19 protein-coding genes are annotated in these 18,116 nt (G+C 60.2%); 2 read left to right on the top strand and 17 right to left on the bottom strand.

All coding sequences use genetic code 11. From position 1 onward, the window contains the following. Positions 1–5 precede the first annotated feature (5 nt). From lepA to ABLV49_RS05525, 16 genes are all read right to left on the bottom strand, one after another. Entirely contained in the window at positions 6–1,817 is a 1,812-nt protein-coding gene (gene lepA / locus ABLV49_RS05600; protein WP_011802435.1) for a translation elongation factor 4, read from the bottom strand. Between the two features lie 383 nt (positions 1,818–2,200). Then, positions 2,201–3,658, bottom strand: coding sequence for a DegQ family serine endoprotease (locus ABLV49_RS05595; protein ID WP_349281613.1), 1,458 nt, complete (start codon positions 3,656–3,658; stop codon positions 2,201–2,203). A 140-nt stretch (positions 3,659–3,798) separates the two neighbouring features. Continuing rightward, positions 3,799–4,758, bottom strand: a complete 960-nt coding sequence (locus ABLV49_RS05590; protein ID WP_349280665.1) for a MucB/RseB C-terminal domain-containing protein — start codon at positions 4,756–4,758, stop codon at positions 3,799–3,801. 79 nt (positions 4,759–4,837) lie between these two features. Then, on the bottom strand, positions 4,838–5,479 hold the full coding sequence (locus ABLV49_RS05585) for a sigma-E factor negative regulatory protein (protein ID WP_349280664.1): 642 nt from the start codon (positions 5,477–5,479) through the stop codon (positions 4,838–4,840). 81 nt (positions 5,480–5,560) lie between these two features. Beyond that, positions 5,561–6,196, bottom strand: a complete 636-nt coding sequence (rpoE, locus tag ABLV49_RS05580; protein WP_349280663.1) for an RNA polymerase sigma factor RpoE — start codon at positions 6,194–6,196, stop codon at positions 5,561–5,563. Continuing rightward, entirely contained in the window at positions 6,193–6,744 is a 552-nt protein-coding gene (locus ABLV49_RS05575; RefSeq protein ID WP_349280662.1) for a hypothetical protein, read from the bottom strand. Before ABLV49_RS05575 ends, rpoE begins: the two co-directional genes overlap by 4 nt. Before the next feature lie 48 nt (positions 6,745–6,792). After that, on the bottom strand, positions 6,793–8,037 hold the full coding sequence (fabF, locus tag ABLV49_RS05570; protein ID WP_349280661.1) for a beta-ketoacyl-ACP synthase II: 1,245 nt from the start codon (positions 8,035–8,037) through the stop codon (positions 6,793–6,795). Positions 8,038–8,112: 75 nt separating this feature from the next. Then, on the bottom strand, positions 8,113–8,352 hold the full coding sequence (acpP, locus tag ABLV49_RS05565) for an acyl carrier protein (protein WP_011802442.1): 240 nt from the start codon (positions 8,350–8,352) through the stop codon (positions 8,113–8,115). 165 nt (positions 8,353–8,517) lie between these two features. Further along, positions 8,518–9,264: a 3-oxoacyl-ACP reductase FabG gene (gene fabG, locus ABLV49_RS05560; protein ID WP_349280660.1), complete on the bottom strand. Its 747-nt coding sequence runs from the start codon at positions 9,262–9,264 to the stop codon at positions 8,518–8,520. After that, on the bottom strand, positions 9,261–10,211 hold the full coding sequence (gene fabD / locus ABLV49_RS05555) for an ACP S-malonyltransferase (RefSeq protein WP_349280659.1): 951 nt from the start codon (positions 10,209–10,211) through the stop codon (positions 9,261–9,263). Before fabD ends, fabG begins: the two co-directional genes overlap by 4 nt. A gap of 90 nt (positions 10,212–10,301) precedes the next feature. Then, positions 10,302–10,946, bottom strand: coding sequence for a hypothetical protein (locus ABLV49_RS05550; protein ID WP_349280658.1), 645 nt, complete (start codon positions 10,944–10,946; stop codon positions 10,302–10,304). After that, positions 10,924–12,279 carry a sialidase family protein gene (locus ABLV49_RS05545; RefSeq protein ID WP_349280657.1) on the bottom strand — a complete coding sequence of 452 codons (1,356 nt, stop codon included), beginning with the start codon at positions 12,277–12,279 and terminating at the stop codon, positions 10,924–10,926. Before ABLV49_RS05545 ends, ABLV49_RS05550 begins: the two co-directional genes overlap by 23 nt. An 82-nt stretch (positions 12,280–12,361) precedes the next feature. Continuing rightward, positions 12,362–13,339, bottom strand: a complete 978-nt coding sequence (locus tag ABLV49_RS05540) for a beta-ketoacyl-ACP synthase III (RefSeq protein ID WP_349280656.1) — start codon at positions 13,337–13,339, stop codon at positions 12,362–12,364. A gap of 4 nt (positions 13,340–13,343) precedes the next feature. Further along, entirely contained in the window at positions 13,344–14,456 is a 1,113-nt protein-coding gene (gene plsX / locus ABLV49_RS05535; RefSeq protein ID WP_349280655.1) for a phosphate acyltransferase PlsX, read from the bottom strand. Between the two features lie 84 nt (positions 14,457–14,540). Continuing rightward, positions 14,541–14,723: a 50S ribosomal protein L32 gene (gene rpmF, locus ABLV49_RS05530; RefSeq protein WP_011802449.1), complete on the bottom strand. Its 183-nt coding sequence runs from the start codon at positions 14,721–14,723 to the stop codon at positions 14,541–14,543. Positions 14,724–14,945: 222 nt separating this feature from the next. Next, the gene (locus tag ABLV49_RS05525; RefSeq protein WP_349280654.1) at positions 14,946–15,500 is read right to left on the bottom strand and encodes a YceD family protein; all 555 of its coding nucleotides are present in this window, start codon (positions 15,498–15,500) and stop codon (positions 14,946–14,948) included. A gap of 25 nt (positions 15,501–15,525) precedes the next feature. On the opposite strand from ABLV49_RS05525, the gene ABLV49_RS05520 reads away from it, so the two are divergent. Both ABLV49_RS05520 and ABLV49_RS05515 read left to right on the top strand, forming a co-directional pair. Then, positions 15,526–16,197 carry a Maf family protein gene (locus tag ABLV49_RS05520; RefSeq protein ID WP_349280653.1) on the top strand — a complete coding sequence of 224 codons (672 nt, stop codon included), beginning with the start codon at positions 15,526–15,528 and terminating at the stop codon, positions 16,195–16,197. Beyond that, positions 16,194–16,958: an SAM-dependent methyltransferase gene (locus ABLV49_RS05515; protein ID WP_349280652.1), complete on the top strand. Its 765-nt coding sequence runs from the start codon at positions 16,194–16,196 to the stop codon at positions 16,956–16,958. Before ABLV49_RS05520 ends, ABLV49_RS05515 begins: the two co-directional genes overlap by 4 nt. A gap of 69 nt (positions 16,959–17,027) precedes the next feature. On the opposite strand, the gene ABLV49_RS05510 is transcribed toward ABLV49_RS05515, so the two are convergent. Further along, positions 17,028–18,101 (bottom strand): S49 family peptidase, encoded by a 1,074-nt coding sequence (locus tag ABLV49_RS05510; protein WP_349280651.1) that lies wholly within the window; start codon positions 18,099–18,101, stop codon positions 17,028–17,030. Positions 18,102–18,116 lie beyond the last annotated feature (15 nt).

The raw sequence follows: 18,116 nt of genomic DNA, 5'->3' as shown, positions 1-18,116 counted from the left end.
GCGCATCAATCTTCCACCTGCAAGATGGCGAGGAAAGCCTCTTGCGGCACCTCCACCGAACCGATTTGTTTCATACGTTTCTTGCCCGCCTTTTGCTTTTCAAGCAGCTTCTTCTTGCGGGAAATATCGCCGCCGTAGCACTTGGCAATCACGTTTTTACGCAAAGCCTTAATTGTCTCACGGGCAATAATGTTGGCCCCGATGGCCGCCTGGATCGCCACGTCGAACTGCTGGCGCGAAATGATCTCGCGCATCTTGGCGACCACCGCCCGGCCCCGGTAGGCCGACTGGCTGCGGTGAACGATGATGGACAGCGCATCGACCTTTTCGCCGTTGAGCAAGATATCGACTTTCACGACGTCGGAGGCGCGGAATTCCTTGAACTCGTAGTCCATCGAGGCATAGCCGCGCGACACCGATTTGAGCTTGTCAAAAAAGTCCAGAACGATCTCGCCCAGCGGCATTTCGTAGGTCAACATGACCTGCTTGCCGTGGTAAGCCATGTTCAGCTGGACACCGCGCTTCTGGTTGGCCAGCGTCATGACGGCGCCGACATAGTCCTGCGGCATGTACAGATGCACGGTCACGATGGGCTCGCGAATCTCGTTGACGCGCCCGGCATCCGGAATCTTCGACGGGTTCTCGACCTTGATGGTTGTGCCATCGGCCTTGAGCACTTCGTACACCACGCTGGGCGCGGTCGTGATCAGGTCCTGGTCGAATTCGCGCTCCAGCCGCTCCTGGACAATTTCCATGTGCAGCAGGCCCAGAAAGCCGCAACGAAAGCCAAAACCCAGCGCTTCGCTGACCTCGGGCTCGTAATGCAGCGAAGCATCATTGAGCTTGAGCTTTTCCAGCGCATCACGCAGCGACTCGTACTCGCTGGCTTCCGACGGATACAGGCCGGCAAACACCTGGGGCTGGATTTCCTTGAAACCGGGCAAGGCCTCGGTGGCGGTAAAAGCCGCGCCGCCCGTGCCGCCCTTGATCAGGGTGACGGTGTCGCCCACGCGGGCCGCCTGGAGTTCCTTGATGCCGGCAATCACGAAGCCGACCTCGCCGGCTTCAAGCGCCTGGCGCGCCTCGGTGTGCGGCGTGAAGACACCGAGCTGCTCGGCGTTGTAGGTCGCCTCGCTGGCCATCAGCTTGATGCGGTCGCCCTTGGCCAGCCGGCCATCGACCACGCGCACCAGCATGACCACGCCCACATAAGCGTCATACCAGCTGTCAATGATCATGGCGCGCAGGGCGGCGTCGGGATTGCCCTTGGGCGCGGGAATCAGGGCGACGACGGCTTCGAGAATCTCGTCAATGCCCATGCCGGTCTTGGCGCTGCAGGGAATCGCATCGGTGGCATCGATGCCGATCACCTCTTCGATTTCCTGTTTGGCGTTGTCGGGGTCTGCCTGCGGCAAATCCATCTTGTTGAGCACCGGCACCACCGTCACGCCCAGATCCAGCGCGGTGTAGCAATTGGCCACGGTTTGCGCCTCGACACCCTGGCTGGCATCGACGACCAGCAGCGCGCCCTCGCAGGCGGACAGCGAACGGCTCACTTCGTAAGAGAAGTCAACATGGCCCGGCGTGTCAATCAGGTTGAGGTTGTAGACCTGGCCGTCAAGGGCCTTGTATTTCAGCGAAGCGGTCTGCGCCTTGATGGTGATGCCGCGCTCTTTTTCGATGTCCATCGAATCAAGTACCTGGGCACTCATTTCCCGGTCCTGCAGGCCGCCGCAGCGCTGGATCAGCCGGTCTGCAAGCGTGGACTTGCCATGATCAATGTGCGCAATGATCGAAAAATTTCGAATGTGATTCATCAACAGGAACGCCTAAGTACTTGAATAGATTGCAAAGAAAAGACAGGCCATTGCAAAAAAACCATAAAAAAGGGCGCGTCTTGCAGTGACGCGCCCTGAACCAACAATCTATGGCAACTGCGAAAGTTGGAACTTCATTGTAGGCAAAAAGCCGGCGCCGAACAGTTTCAAAATCGGCAAGTGTTGACCTTAACGACTGGCAGCAAGGGTCTGGGGGACAAGATTTTTTACAATTTTATAGGGATCGACACCCGGCAAGCGCTGCCCTGGCTGTTCGCGGTTGAAGAAAAATTGCGAAACGCTGATGCCAAAAATCCCTGAAATGCTGCTGCATTCTAACCAGCCTCATCAAGAAGCTGATTTTCATGCATTACAGCAACGCATCAACGCGCCGGCTTGATGATGACAAATTGCGCCAGTTCACCGCGCCGAACCAGCACGGTGATATTTTTGGACTTGTCAATTTTTGCCAGCGCCGCCTCGAATCCCTTGACGCCAGTCACTTCCGTGTTGGCCATCGACACAATCACATCGCCTTCGCGCAGTCCGGCTCTTGCGGCCGCGCCATCGACCGTATCGACCTTGACGCCGCCCTTGACATTGAGTTCCTTTTTCTGGGCATCCGTGATGTCGCTCACCGCCAGGCCCAATGCCTGCGCGGGACCGGCCACGGGCGGCCTGGATTCGGATTTGGCAGCCGGGCGGGCAGGCTTGTCGGCCTCGACTTCGGCAATGGTGACCGACAGGTCTTTGGTGGCGCCGCGCCGGAACACGGTCACCGTCACCTTGGTGCCCGGCTTGACATTACCCACCATGCGCGGAAGGTCGCTGGCCTTGTCAATCGTCTTGCCTTCAAACTTGGTGATGATGTCGCCCGCTTCGATGCCGGCTTTCTCGGCAGGCGCGTCGCTCTCCACGCCCCTGACGAGCGCGCCCTGCGCCTTGCCCAGGCCGATGGATTCGGCCACGTCCTTGGTCACCTGGTCAATCTGCACGCCGATGCGCCCGCGCGTCACCTTGCCGCTGATGCGCAACTGCTCCGCCACACGCGTCGCCTCGTCAATAGGGATGGAAAACGAAATACCCTGAAAACCGCCGGAACGTGAATAAATCTGGCTGTTGATGCCGACGACCTCGCCGCGCATGTTGATCAGCGGTCCGCCCGAGTTGCCGGGATTGATGGCCACGTCGGTCTGGATGAAAGGCAGGTAGTCGCCGGTGTCGCGCTGCTTGGCGCTCACGATGCCGGCCGTCACCGTGTTTTCAAGCCCGAACGGTGAACCGATGGCCATCACCCACTCGCCCACCCGCAGACGGCTCAGGTCGCCAATCTTGACGGCCGGCAGGCCGGTTGCCTCGATCTTGACCACCGCCACATCGCTGCGCTTGTCGGCGCCAATGATCCTGGCCTTGAATTCGCGCTTGTCCGTCAGGGTGACGAGGACTTCATCCGCACCTTCGACCACATGGGCATTGGTCATGACAAAGCCGTCCGTCGTGAGAATGAATCCCGAGCCCACGCCACGCGGCTGGTCTTCGTCCGGCTGGCTGGGATCAGGGCGCGGCGCGCGCGGCGTATTGGGCGGCACGGGAATGCCGAAGCGCTTGAAAAACTCCAGCATCTGCTCGTCAATATTTCCTGCGGCCGATGCCTTGACTTTTTCCAGGGTCCGGATGTTGACCACCGACGGCCCCACCTGGTCCACCAGATCGGTAAAGTCAGGCAGCGTGCGGGTCTGCGCCCATACGGGCGTCACCGGCAGCACGGCAGTGGTGGCCGCGATGGCCATCAGGCCTGCGGTCAGGTAAGGGCGCAGGGGTTTCAGGTTCAATTCAAGCATCTTCATCAGCCTCGTCATAAATAGTGTTGGAAGTATTGGGTTTAGCAAACCGGCAGAGTTTCAAATAGGCATCAGGAACGTGCAAAGCAAGGCCGGGCACCTGCGGGACACGCTAAATTTCAGGCCAAAGCGGCAGGTTGTTATTTTTTTCGCTCCAGCCCACTGGCAAAAAGCTGCAAGGTTGCGGCAGGAACCTCACCCACCAGCGTAATCCAGTACGCATCAAGCTGCCGGGTCAGGGTCTGGGTCGCGCCCAGGGAAAGACTGGATTCCCGGACATGGCGCTGCCGGTCGAGCGGCTCCACAAAAATGGACACCGACGCCAGGCCATCTGAAAAAATCCACTGTAGCGGCCCTTCGCCGGCCGAAGAAGCGGGCCGCTTGTAGCAATTCATGGGCGTGAAACCGGCCACAGGCGCCCTCAAGGCCCAGCCTTCAGCGCTTGCCGTGGTCTTGACCAGCACTGGTTTTTCAAGCCGGTAGCCTTCTACCTTGCCCATCATCTGGATGAGCTGGTTCATGCTGACCGGCGCGTCGAGCTGAAGTTCTGAAAACGCAGCCTGTTCAATCACCTTGCCATCGGTATCGAGCGTCTGGAGCTTCACGACCAGACCGTTCTGGCGCTCGCTCCAGACGCGGTAGCCAAAGCGCAGACTGTCCCTGGGCATGAGCGTGATGATGTCGGCGTCAACACCAGCCACCCGCTCGATGCCCTCCCGCCGGAACTGGTAGAAGCCGGCAATGCGGCTGTCGGCCGACTGGAACATTTCGGGGAACAGGCCCAGGGATTCGCGTTTTTCACTGCGCGCCACCTTGTGCTCCGGCATGAAGGTGATCACCTGGTTGTTGTGCCTGAAGATCGAACGCGGCGCGCCGGTCAGGGTTTCGACCCGCTCCACCTGCTGTTTGCCTTCGCAGACATGCCATATCTTGGCGCTGGACATGTTGCCACCCGCCGACACCACGAAGGTTCCCACGTAGGAGCGTTGGCTGGAGGCCTGATGCATGCGCAGCAACCAGTCATTGAGGCTGCGCGGGTCCGAAACCGATGCAGCGGGCGCGGCCGGGACTGGCGGCACCTGCGCTGCTACATAATTCATAGCTATAAATGCATGCAGGACAAGCGCAAAAGGCCTAAAACACTTAAAAATCATGGTTTTGAAAGAACTTCCCCGCACCTCAGCGTCCACCGGACGCCTGAGCTTCCCGAGGCATTTCAAAAGTGGCGTTTCGCAGAAAGCCGGAGGATTCCTGCAAGGCGGAGGCCGCTCCGAACTGCCTGTGCGCAGCCAGCAACTCCTCCAGCCTGGCATCGCGCACCACCGGCCCCTGCGACGAGGTGACCACGATTTGCGATGAAGAAGCCTGCGCCATCTGCGGCACGGACGCCGGCGCCAGCAGCCCGGACGCATTCCATGCGATGGCCGAAACAGCCGCCAGCGAGGCCACGCCGGCCACCAGCTTCCAGCGAAAATTTCCGTCATTCGATGCCGGGCCACGGTGATGGATCCGGCCGGCAGCGGGTTGCAGCGGCGCCGCTGGCAGGGTTTTGTTCAAAACCGGCGGGGCCGTGATCAGTGGCTCCTGCGCAAGCCGCTTGTTAAGCCGGCTGACAAATGCCAATTCCGCGCCAACCGCCATGGGCGCTCGCGGGCCAGCCGGAGAACGCAGCACATCACCAATCAGGTGGTAAGCAGCCCAGCAGTCCAGCGCGGACTCGTCATGCCCGCACGCATCGAGTGCGGCAGCAAATTCCTCCTCGCCTAACTGGTCATCTGCCAGTGCGGAGAGAAGTTCGCTGGTGGTCATGGATGATTTCATGAGGTGTGTGGGCAGCGGGTCTGCCGATTTTTATTCACTGACGACTTGGCTTGGGCACATGGGTGGCGGGTTGACAAAAAACTACCAGCGTTTGCCGGTCTGGTTTTCCAGCAAGGGCTTGACCTTCGCGGAAATCGCTTCACGGGCTCTGAAAATCCGGGACCGTACCGTACCGATGGGGCAATTCATGGCTTCGGATATCTCCTCATAACTCAAGCCTTCTATTTCCCGCAAGGTGATTGCTTCGCGCAATTCTTCGGGCAACTCCTGCATGGCTGCGTTGATGATGGCCGCAATTTCCTTGCTGGCCAGCACCGCTTCGGGTGTTTCTGAAGTGGTTAGTTCGTTCTCGACCCGGGAAGTTTCATCGTCGTCGTCGGATTTGTAGGCATTTTCCGAAACCGTGGGATTTCGCTTCAGGTCCATCAAGGCTTTTTTGGCGGTGTTGACCGCAATCCGGTAAAGCCAGGTGTAGAACTGGGCTTCTCCCCTGAACTGGGACAGTGCGCGATAAGCCCGGATAAAAGTTTCCTGCGCGATGTCCTCGACCAGGTCCACATCGCGAACCATGCGCCCGATCAGGCGCTGGATGCGCCGCTGGTATTTGATGACCAGCAGTTCAAACGCTTTCTGGTCACCCGCGACCGTGCGCTCCACCAGCATGGCGTCGCTGTCGGCGGCCTTTTCGGCGGCAGGCGATGGCAGGTCGTCGCTCATGGCCTGGCCTGCGGGATATTTCGGGCTTGCATCGCGCCAGACAGTGCCACGGCAGGCAATGGCAAAGCAGGAGGCTCCGCAGGCAAAAAGTCGTGCGGCGGCAAGGCGGCTGGCGAGCGGTGCGGCGAATACACGGCCCGGCGCAAATCCAGCCAGCGTTCGGGCATGGCACGTTGTTCCACCCACAGCCACAAGCTGGCGCTTGCCCGATTCTCAAGCCTGAGCAGCAGGCCGTGCTGAACATCAGCAATCACCGATAGTTCATGCTCGGCAACGCCGGCTTGGTAGCCGGGACTTTCCCAGCGCCAGGCTTCGCCGTCCCACGCCAGCTGGCCACTGGGGAGGTGGTTCCAGCTGACTCGCGCCGAAAGGCCTGCCAGCAGCACCGACAACCCCGCCAGCGCCATGCGCCAATCCAGTTGCCGCGTCGCATTCCACCACAGCAGCACTGAAACAAGACCGGCCAGCCACAGCGCCAGCAACAAGCGGCCCAGAAAACGCGAGCGCCCGAGCGGGTAAACGACCGGCGGGGCGTTGTGACGGTTCAAGTCAGCCAGTGCTTTGACGTGTGCCGGTACAGGAAAATCAAATCCCGTCTAGACGCGCTTGAATACCAGCGTGCCGTTGGTGCCGCCAAAGCCGAAATTGTTTTTAACGGCAATATCAATCGTGGCGTCACGCGCGGTGTTGGCACAGTAATCCAGATCACACTCCGGATCCTGATTGAAGATGTTGATGGTCGGTGGAATTTTCTGGTGATACAAGGCCAGCACGGTGAACACCGATTCGATGCCGCCAGCCCCACCCAGCAAGTGGCCGGTCATGGATTTGGTCGAACTGACCACCATGTTTTTGGCATGCGCGCCGAAAGCGGCCTTGATGGCATTCGTCTCATTCAAGTCACCCAGTGGCGTTGAAGTGCCGTGCGCATTGAGGTACTGCACCTGATCGACATTGACACCGGCATTTTTCAAGGCCATGGCCATGGAACGACGGGGGCCATCCACGTCGGGTGTGGTCATGTGGAAGGCATCACCGGTCATGCCAAAACCGACAATTTCGGCGTAAATCTTGGCGCCGCGCGCCTTGGCGTGTTCGTACTCTTCGAGGACCAGAACACCCCCGCCTTCGCCCAGCACAAAGCCGTCACGGTCCTTGTCCCAGGGGCGCGAAGCCGTCTTGGGGTCTTCATTGCGGGTTGACAGCGCCCGGGCTGCAGCAAAGCCACCCACGCCCAGAGCCGACACCGTGGCTTCGGCGCCTCCAGCCACCATCACATCGCAGTCGCCGTATTCAATCATGCGTGCCGACAGGCCGATGGCATGAAGGCCGGTGGTGCAGGCCGTGACGACGGCGATGTTGGGGCCCTTGAAGCCAAATTTGATCGACACATGTCCGGAGATCATGTTGATGATGGTTGCAGGCACAAAGAACGGCGAAATGCGGCGCGGGCCGCGTTCCACGAGTTCGCCATGCATACGCTCGATCAAGGGCAAACCGCCAATGCCCGAGCCGATGTTGCAGCCGATGCGGGTGGCCAGCTCGTCACCGAGGGCGTCGCCGGTCGGCAAGCCGCTGTCAGCCACCGCCTGGCAGGCAGCGGCCAGACCCAGGTGAATGAAGCGGTCCATGTGCCGGCCTTCTTTTTCGGGGATGTAATCCGCGATGTTGAAACCCTTGACCTCGCCTGCGAACTTGCAGGCCAGGTTGTTTGCATCAAAATGGGTGATCAGGTCAATGCCGGAGGTTCCGGCAAGCACATTGGCCCAGGAATCGGCCACGGTATTTCCTACCGGGCTGACACAACCCAGACCTGTCACGACGACACGACGATGGCTCATTCAGTAATCCTGGAAAAAAACCTGAGAAGACCGAAATTGGCCTTTCAGGTTGATGACGGCAAAGGCGTGAAAGCCTTAGGCCTTGTGATGGGTGTTCGCGTAGTCAATCGCGTTTTGGACGGTGGTGATTTTCTCGGCGTCTTCGTCGGGAATTTCAATGCCAAACTCGTCTTCCAGTGCCATGACCAGCTCTACGGTGTCAAGGGAATCAGCGCCCAGGTCGGCCACAAAGGACTTTTCGCTGGTGACTTGACCTTCTTCAACGCCAAGTTGTTCGGCAATGATTTTCTTAACACGTGCTTCGATATCGCTCATAAATCCCTCTGAGGGTTGTAAATTAATCCGTGATTTTACCGCGTTAGGACTGTCTCCCTAAGCACCGGGCCGGACGGATAAAAACCGGCTTCGATTTCCTGTGTTTTACCACTGTCAGGCAGCTGTTTCATGACGTCCGGCAAGACCGCCCGTCAGCCGCTGCTGTTACATGTACATGCCGCCATTGACATGAATTTCCTGGCCGGTGATGTAGGCTGCCAGCGGACTGGCCAGAAATGCCACCGCATGCGCAATGTCCTGCGGTTTGCCCAGATGTCCCAGCGGTATCTGTCCGAGCAGCGCCTTTTGCTGCTCTTCGGGCAAGCGCGCCGTCATGTCGGTTTCAATAAAGCCGGGCGCCACGCAGTTGACCGTGATGCTGCGCGAGCCGAGTTCTCGCGCCAGCGCACGCGTCATGCCGGCAACGCCGGCCTTGGCAGCGGCGTAATTGGCCTGCCCCGCATTGCCGGAAGCGCCCACCACCGAGGTGATGCTGATGATGCGGCCGTAACGCTGCTTCATCATGCAGCGCATCACGGCCCGGCTCATGCGAAACACGGCCTTCAGGTTGGTGTCGAGCACCGCATCCCAATCGTCATCCTTAAGACGCATCGCCAGCATGTCGCGGGTAATACCGGCATTGTTGACCAGCACCTGCAGGCCGCCGCATTCGGTCACGATGCGGTTGACCAGCGCTTCGGCAGCGGCTGCGTCGTTCACATCCAGCGTCTGGCCCTGGCATCCTGGATAGGCGGCCAGGGTGCGGCTGATTTTTGCAGCGCCCTCATCCGTCGTCGCCGTACCGATCACCCTCAAACCTTTTTTGGCGAGTTCCAGTGCAATGGCCGCGCCGATGCCGCGTGAGGCGCCGGTCACCAGCGCCACCTGTCCTTCAAACCTGATTTCGCTCATGCCAGCATCTCCTTCACGGCAGCCAAAGAAGCCGGATCAAACAAGGGCACCCCGGTCAATTCCGGATCAATCCGTTTCGTCAGACCCGCCAGCACCTTGCCCGGCCCGCACTCGACCAGCGTCGTCATGCCCAGCGCCTTGATGGCTTGCACGCATTCGACCCAGCGCACCGGGCCAAATGCCTGGCGGTAGAGTGCCGCGCGGATGCCTTCGGCGCTGTTTTCGATGGTGACATCAATATTGTTGATGACGGGAATCTGTGGGGAAGCCAACGCGATGCCTGCCAGTTGCTCCTTGAGCCTGTCGGCTGCCGGCTTCATCAGGCTGGAGTGAAACGGCGCTGACACTGGCAAGGGCAAGGCCCGCTTGGCGCCGCTGGCCTTGAGGATTTCACAGGCTTTGTCCACCGCTGCCTTGCTGCCGGCAATCACGGTTTGCATCGGGTCGTTGAAATTGACGGCTTCCACGATTTCAGGCGTATTGGAGCCAAAGCTCCGCACGGCTTCGGCACAACCTTCAATGACTTTGGCAGCGTCCATGCCCAGGATCGCAGCCATCGCGCCCCTACCTACAGGCACGGCGTCCTGCATGGCCTGCGCACGAAAGCGGACCAGGGGCACAGCCTGCGCCAGGCTCAGCACGCCTGAGGCGACCAGCGCCGAGTATTCGCCCAGCGAGTGGCCGGCCACCACGGCGGGCGCGATGCCGGTTTCAGCCATCCACACGCGGTAAGCGGCCACACCGGCCACCAGCATCACCGGCTGGGTATTGGTGGTCAGCGCCAGCGCTTCCTTGGGACCGTCCTTGATGAGCTGGCCGATATCCTCAGCCAGTGCGTCGGAAGCTTCCACCAGGGTTTGCCTGACGACAGGGTGATCGCCCCACGCGTCCAGCATGCCCACGGACTGGGAGCCCTGACCAGGAAAAACAAAAGCAAACGATTTCAAATGATGACTCCGGTTATCAATCGCATAAAAAGAATTGGGCTCATTGTAGAAAGCTGGCGGACAGCCGCGCCGCACCCTGTTTGTGCGGGATCAAGGCGGCACAGGCCGGTTAGCCGACGCAAGAGGCTTGTATCGGTGCAGCAAACTTTGCACGCCCGCCTTCATGCAGTGAATCATTGCGGCAATGGCCAGCCACGGGTCCATCAGGTAATCCCAGAGATTGGTTGATTCCATCAGTCCCAAAACCCATGTCAGCAGCCCCAAGCCAACCAGCGCCGGCAACAGCCGCAGGCCCTTGGCCCAAAACACCAGCGACAGCGCCAGCAGCGCGCCGAGCATGCCAAACGAGCCCCACCCGAGCCGGTAAGCATCCCAATCGCCCCATCCCAGGGCCAATGGATACAAAAAGGCGGCAGCCACGGCGACGACTCCGTTCAAGGCCATGCGTTCACGTCGCACCACGGCGGGCATCGTGAACAAACGCTGGCACAAGCCCAGACAGGCCAGCGCCACCAGCGTCATGCTCAGGTCCGAACTGATGCCCCTGACATACGCCAGCAGCGGCAGATGCGCTGCACCAGCGGGAAGCCACAACAACATAAAACAGCCAATCACGGCCCATTTGGCCCACCGCGTGACGCCGTTGCGGCCGCTCAGCAGGCGCAGGCCCGCTGCGCACAGCACCAGGTCAATGCCCAGCAGGGCCACCAGATCAGTGAGCGGCGGAAGCAGCATGGCGGGTCGCGTCGGGTTGAAGAACTTGCCGGGGATCAAGCCGGACATGCTTGATGCGGCTGCGGTGCCAGGTGTACACCAGATGCAGGTAGCCATCGCGGCTTTGCAGCAGGTAGGGGTAAGAAAATTCCTGCAAACAGGTGGCTGAGCCGCACAGCTGGCGTTTGGCGCTGGCGACATCGGCCTGGATTTGCGCCTGGCTGGCGCCCTGCTTCTGGAGTTCATCGCCCAGCAGGCGTTCGTAGTCGCTGATTGACAAACGGGTTTCTGGCGTGGGGGACGATTCCACGATCCACGGAATGGCCCCCTCGAACGAGCCTGCCGCGCTGGTCTGCAGCAGCGCCAGCATTTCGCGATTTTTGGGTTTTGGGTTCAAGGCAAGCCACTGCTGGCCTGTAGCGGCCACGACGCCGGCCAACGCTGAATCCGGGTTGGGCCAGGCGGTGGCATGGGTTGCTGACCAGGTTTTGCCTGCATCGACCGTCTCGGACGCCATCACGGCGGTGCTGTGGCCCGAGCGCATGTAAATTTGCGCCTGCCTGGCACTGCTCACCAGCACCACGGGTTGGAGGCTGGTCTGGCTGCGGGGAATGCGGGTTTTGTCGAGCACCTGTCCCTCGGGACTGATGCGCAGGATTTCAGCAAACTTGGTCACAAACTCGTGGTACACCGGCAAACCGATCTGCCCATCCTGGTAAAAAATCGGTGCCCCCTTGGCGAGCGTGCTGATGTTGAGGAAAGGCGAAGTCACCAGCCTTCTGGGAAGGCTCCAGGACATGCCGTCATCGGTGGAGCGCAGCCAGGTGATGGAACTGCCCGCCCATCCGCCCACCGAGACATTGACCATCCACAGCACCAGTGAATCGTCAGGCATGCGGGCTATCACCGGATTGCCTATTTTTTTAACATAGCGCCACAAGCCCTGCTGCAGATGCTGGCGGTCCAAAAGCGTTGTTTCCTCGCTCCAGCGCAGGCTTGCCGGTTCCATCACGGAGGTCTTGATGACCACGTCCCCTGCCCCTTCACGCGAACCCGAGAACCATACAGCGCGCAAACGACCATCGCGCAGTTCGACGATGGAAGCCGCATGTACAGCCTGACCGGGTGCAGAAGATGCAAACCGGGCATCGAAGTGAAAGCGGCCATCCGGCGATTGCTGTGGCGGCGGCAGGCTGGCCGTGGGGCCAACGGCTTGTGTGACGCGCAAGGCCTTTGCTGAAGCATCCGTCTGCTGGGGAAGGGGCAGAAAATCCGAGGCCGGCAGGCGATTGGCAGTTTTCCAGCCGGCCATCAGAAAAATTCCCAGCAACACCAGCGCTGCCATCAGGTTCATGCGGTGCTTAAAGCCTGGCATGCTTGACATTCAAGCGGCGTTCCGACTGCCAGGACCGGACCGATGGGTGCGGGCCGCCATCTCAGTACTTGAGAAGAACCGCGCCCCAGGTGAAGCCGCCGCCCACGCCTTCAAGCATCAGAATGTCGCCCTTTTTGACCTTGCCGCTGCGCACCGCTTCGTCCAGCGCCAGCGGAATCGACGCGGCCGAGGTGTTGCCATGCTCATCGACCGTGACAATCAGCTTTTCCAGCGGCAACTTCAGCTTTTTGGCCGTGCTGTGCATGATGCGCAAATTGGCCTGGTGCGGAATCAGCCAGTCGATATCTGCCTCCGTCAGGTTCGCTTTCGCGAGCGTTGCGCGGGCAGCGCTCTCCAGCACGCCCACCGCCAGCTTGAACACGGCCTTGCCATCCATGGTGAGGAGCGGACTACCCAGTACCTGTCCACCCGACACATGGCCGGGAACGCACAAGATACCGACATGCTTGCCGTCGGCATGCAGGTCGCTGGCCAGAATCCCGGGTGTCTCCGAAGCTTCGAGCACCACGGCGCCCGCGCCATCGCCGAACAGCACGCAGGTGGTGCGGTCGGAAAAATCAAGAATGCGCGAAAACACTTCGGCGCCAATCACCAGGGCTTTGCTTGCCGCGCCGCTTTTGATCATGGCGTCAGCCACGGTCAAGGCATAGACGAATCCGCTGCACACCGCCTGAAGATCAAAGGCCGGGCAACCGGCGATGCCCAGCTTGTGCTGCAGGATGCAGGCAACCGATGGAAACACCATGTCAGGCGTCGAGGTGGCAACAATGATCAGGTCAATGTCGGCAGCCTGCAAGCCGGCGGCTTCAATGGCCCGTTTGGCCGCTTCAAGCCCCAGGTCGCTGCTGGTCACGTCAGGCGCGGCAAAGTGGCGCGCCTTGATGCCGGTGCGCTCCACAATCCATTCGTCGGAAGTTTCAACGCCCTTGACGGCCAGTTCGGCGGCCAGTTGGGCATTGGTCAAACGGTTCGGTGGCAGGTAGCTGCCGGTGCCGGTGATGCGTGAATAACGGGTCATTGAATTAGTGTGCCGGGGTTGAAGCGGTTGATTCGACAGGCATGAAGGACACCGCCAGAGTCTCCTCGGCGGGAAGTGCGGCGCTTGCCGCTACCAGCAAAGGTGCGGCATGGGCAATGCGTTCGCGGACTCTTTCCAGCAGATTGTTCCGGGCCGCATCATAAGCCCGACTCAGGGCCTGCTCGAAAGCAAATACATCGGCCGAACCATGGCTCTTGAACACCAGGCCGCGCAGGCCGAGCAACGCTGCGCCGTTGTAGCGCCGGTGGTCAAACCGCTTTTTAAATGCAGAAAGCACGGGATAGGCCACCAGGGCCGCCATTTTTGTCAGCAGGTTGCGCGAGAACTCGGCCTTGATGTAGTCGCCAATCATGTGCGCCAGGCCTTCGCTGCTCTTGAGCGCCACATTGCCGACAAAGCCGTCGCACACCACCAGATCGGTCGTGCCCTTGAAAATATCGTTGCCTTCGACATTTCCATAGAAATTGATGTCGCCGGAATCGGAAGCGGCTCTCAGCAGCCGGCCGGCCTTCTTGATCATGTCGCCGCCCTTGATGGCTTCCTCGCCGATATTGAGCAGGCCCACGGTAGGCGATGGAATTTCAGCAATGGCGGCGACCAGCGCAGAACCCATCACCGCGAACTGCAGCAAATGCTCTTCGGTGCAATCCACATTGGCACCCAGGTCCAGCATGGTGGTCGCCTTGCCCATCGCATTGGGCAACTGCGAGGCAATGGCGGGCCGGTCAATGCCTTCCAGGGTTTTGAGCACATAACGGGCAATGGCCATCAGCGCGCCGGTGTTGCCGCCCGAGACGGCCACCTGGGCGCGGCCCTCCTTGACCTGGTTGATCGCCACCCGCATGGATGAATTCTTCTTGCGCCGCAGCGCAATTTCAATCGAGTCGTCCATGGTGACCACCTCGCTGGCGGCCACGATTTCGCACCGCGCATGGGCCAGAAGCTGGGCATGCAGGGAGTGAGCCGCAAGCACCTCGGGTTGCCCCACCAGAAGCAGTTCGGCATCCGGATGCGCCTGCAGGAAGGCCAGACTGGCCGCAAGGGTGACATCGGGACCGATATCGCCCCCCATGGCATCGACAGCAATCCTGATCATGCGCGGACCAGTTCAGTCAAAAATGAAAATTTAGGCAAAAGAAAAGCCCGCAGGATGAGTGCGGGCCAGTGCTTGGGACGTGAATTACGCTTCAGCTTTTGTCTTCAGCACCTTGCGGCCACGGTAAAAACCGGTGGGGCTGATGTGATGGCGCAAATGGATTTCGCCGGTGGTCGATTCCACGGCAATACCCGGCACGTTCAGTGCGTTGTGCGAGCGGTGCATACCGCGCTTGGAAGGGGATTTTTTGTTTTGCTGGACAGCCATGATTCGCTCCTGACAGGATGATAGTGTTGGTAAATTTCGCACCAAATTTCGAAGTCTGGTGAACTGGTTACCTCTATCAATCCATAGAGGTCAGCATCACTACCTTGGTACGCGAAGCCCTAGATTATAGCCCGATACAAAACCGTTTCTAATTCATGGCTGATCTGGCGGCCCATCCGGATCGCACGCAAGCGCCACACTGACCGCCGGAATCAGGCTGCGTTACCCATTTTTCTTTTTCAACTGCGCCAGAAGGGCAAAGGGATTGGGCTTTTCGTCCTGTTCGCCGGCTTCTTTGGCCAGTGCCTCCTCGCCGGCCTGCATGACCGGGGCGACAGGGCATTCGTCGTGCATGGGCACCAGCGGCAGGGCCATCAGCAACTCGTCTTCGAGCACGGCGAGCAGGTCAAACTGCGGCTCCATCACCAGCAGGTCTTCCTCAGACTCGTCGTCCTCGGCCATGGCGATGTCTTCAGTGGCTACAAACCGATACCACTGATCCACTTCAAGCGGCGTGGAAACCGTGCCCATGCAACGCTGGCAGGTCAGCGGGACCGACGTTTTGGCAGTCAGATGCAGCCAGACATCTTCTTCGGCACCCGAGCCCGGCCGCAACTCGGCGCTGGCTTGCCAGTTAATGGTCGAATCGGGCTCTAGCGCTTTCGCCTCCTGCGCCAGGCGCTCCATATTTTGTAGCAACGTGGTTTCGATGAGCGGCACGCCCTCACGGGCAAAGGCCTGCATGTTGAGCCGACTGGCTTGAAGTGATTTGGACATGCATGCAGTGTAAGAGAATCAAGGCATGAATCCTGCCACCACTCTTGCGCCCCAATCACCCGAAAACCCGAACCTGCCCACGATCAGCCAGACGGCAAAGCGGCCGCTCATCCTGGGCTCCACTTCACGCTACCGACGCGAGTTGCTGCAGCGTCTGCAAATCCCGTTTGATGTGGCCGCGCCCGATGTCGATGAAACGCCACTGCCGCATGAAACGCCGCGCGCGCTGGCCGAGCGTCTGGCGCTGGCCAAGGCCCGCGCCGTGGCCAGCGCATTTCCCCATGCTGTCGTCATCGGCTCCGACCAGGTGGCCGACCTGAACGGCCTGCCGCTGGGCAAGCCGGGCAATCATGAGCGGGCGGTCATCCAGTTGCGCCAGATGCGCGGTCAGACCGTGATTTTCCAGACGGCGGTTGCCGTGGTTTGCCTGGAAAGCGGTTTTGAGCAAACAGGCCTGGCCCCTGTCAGGGTCAAATTCCGCGACCTGAACGATGGCGAAATTGAAAATTACCTGCGCGCCGAGCAGCCCTATGACTGCGCCGGAAGCGCCAAAAGCGAAGGCCTGGGGATTGCGCTGCTTGAATCCATCGACAGCGATGACCCGACCGCGCTGGTCGGCCTGCCGCTGATCCGCACCTGCAAAATGATCCAGGCCGCCGGTGTGGCGCTGCTGGCAAATCACAAGGCCGCCCCATGAGCATCGCCAAAGGAAAACTTTACCTGGTGCCCGCCCCGCTTGATTTCGGCTGTGACAGCCAAACCCCGCTGCAGGACGTGATGCCCCTGGGCACGCTGCAGGTTGCGGCCCGGCTGTGCTGCTGGATTTGCGAGAACGCCAAAAGCACGCGTGCCTACCTCAAGCGCATCAACGAGCTGCATCCCCTGTCGGCGCCGGTGCAGGCGCTGCAGATTCAGGAACTGCCGCGCGAGGTTCACAAAAAAGGCGACCACAGCGGCCACTTTGACGCCCGGCCGCTGCTGGCGGCCGCCCTGGAAGGCCGCGACATGGGACTGGTCAGCGAAGCCGGCATGCCGGCGATTGCCGACCCGGGCTCCTCGGTGGTGCGCGCGGCGCATGACCTGGGCCTGCAGGTGGTGCCGCTGACAGGGCCGATGTCGCTGATGCTGGCGCTGGCGGCAAGCGGCCTGAACGGGCAGAATTTCGCGTTTGTCGGCTACCTGCCGCAAGACGCTTCTGGACGCGCCCAGCGCATCCGCGAACTCGAATCGCTGGCCCTGAAAACCGGCCAGACCCAGATATTCATTGAAACGCCCTACCGCAATGCCGCTTTGCTGCAGGGCCTGCTGCAAACGCTGCAGGGCAACACCCGGCTGGCACTGAGTTGCGGCATCACCCTGGGCAACAGCGTGTCGCGCAGTGCGCTGGTGAGCCACTGGAAGCGCGACAAGCCGCAACTCCCGCTGGATCTGCCGACCGTGTTTTGCATTGGCCGCTGATCGGAATCTCAGGTATTTTTCGCAAAAAAGCCCGCGTTCTGCGGGCTTTTTCAGGTCAATTCAAACCAGTTAGCGCAAGGCCGGTATAGCCTGAAAAGCTTTCATGGCGCTCTCGCCCATGGCCGCGCCAAACTTCTTGGCCAGACGTTCGGCCACATTGTCGCGGCGGGTGTAATCGATGATTTCCTCAACCTTGACCACTTCGCGTGCCACGTAGTCGAGGTTCCCCAGATGATCGGCCAAGCCGAGTTCCACCGCCTGCTGGCCGTTCCAGAACAGGCCGGTGAACATCTCGGGCGTTTCCTTCAGCCGCTTGCCGCGCCCGGACTTGACCACCGCGATGAACTGCTGATGGATCTGGTCCAGCATGGCCTGCGCAAAAGCGCGCTGCTTGTCGCTTTGCGGACTGAACGGGTCAAGAAAACCCTTGTTTTCCCCAGCGGTCAGCAAACGGCGCTCAACGCCGAGCTTGTCCATCAGGCCGGTAAAGCCAAAACTGTCCATCAGCACGCCGATGCTGCCGACGATGCTGGCCTTGTCCACGAAAATCTGGTCAGCCGACACGGCGATGTAATAAGCGGCCGAAGCGCAGCTTTCTTCAACCACGGCATAGACCGGCTTTTTGTGCTTGGCCTTCAGGCGCAGGATTTCGTCGTTCATCATGCCGGCCTGCACCGGGCTGCCGCCTGGCGAGTTGATCAGCAGCACGATGGCCTTTGAGCCTTCGTCCTCAAATGCGGTGCGCAAGGCAGCATTGACAAACTCGGCGCTGGCGTCCGCTCCCGCGGCAATTTCACCCTTGATTTCAACCACGGCAGTGTGTGGAACGCTGGCATCGGTGACCGGCGTGCCGCGATGCAGAACCAGCCACAGCAGGGCCACAAAAAACGTCAGCCAGGCCAGACGAACAAAGGTTTTCCAGCGGCGTGTGGCTGTTTGCTCATTGAGCGAGGCAAACGCCAGCTTCTCCAGCGTTGCCCTCTCCCAGCCCGGAGCGCTGGAAGGATTGGCTTCGGAAGATTTTTTCGCTATTAATTCAGGAGCATCATGAGCAGATGATGAAATCGCTTCAGGCTGATATCCCGGTTCCCTGGGCGGGTCGAAGGAAGGGTCGGTGTTACCGGGTCGGTTGGAATCGTTCATGGGCCTAGTTTAGAG

This window comes from Polaromonas hydrogenivorans (genome assembly GCF_040105105.1).
In the GTDB taxonomy this organism is placed as follows: domain Bacteria; phylum Pseudomonadota; class Gammaproteobacteria; order Burkholderiales; family Burkholderiaceae_C; genus Polaromonas; species Polaromonas hydrogenivorans.
Note: the sequence above shows the minus strand (reverse complement) of the source record. Positions and strands in the feature narration are given on the sequence as shown.